The organism is Flavonifractor sp. DFI.6.63 (assembly GCF_024462255.1).
GTDB lineage: Bacteria > Bacillota > Clostridia > Oscillospirales > Oscillospiraceae > Lawsonibacter_A > Lawsonibacter_A hominis.
Genome location: NZ_JANGBE010000146.1, coordinates 1 through 279, shown reverse-complemented (window position 1 = coordinate 279; position 279 = coordinate 1). Strand labels below are relative to the sequence as shown.

General features: G+C 39.4%; 1 protein-coding gene. It reads right to left on the bottom strand.

Features of this window, described 5'->3' with window-relative positions:
- Positions 1 to 279, bottom strand: a 279-nt coding sequence (locus NE547_RS18265) for a hypothetical protein (protein ID WP_256176649.1), incomplete at both ends; no start/stop codon positions are given.

The following is a 279-nucleotide window of genomic DNA, read 5'->3' as shown; positions in this document are numbered from 1 at the left end:
CTTTGCCATCTTTGTCTTTTACAGTTACTGTACCGTCTTTACCTACTTCGATTGTTGCACCTTCTGGTAAGTTTGGATTTGCTTTCTTAACTGCATCTTCAACAGCTTTCTTTTCAGGTTCTGTTAGGTTAGATGGGTCAGCTACTTTAACTGGTTCTGCTGGAGCTACTACTGCTGCTTCATCAGCTTTCTTAACTGTCTTATCTGGAGTTAATTTTCCAAGTTCTTTGCCATCTTTGTCTTTTACAGTTACTGTACCGTCTTTACCTACTTCGATTG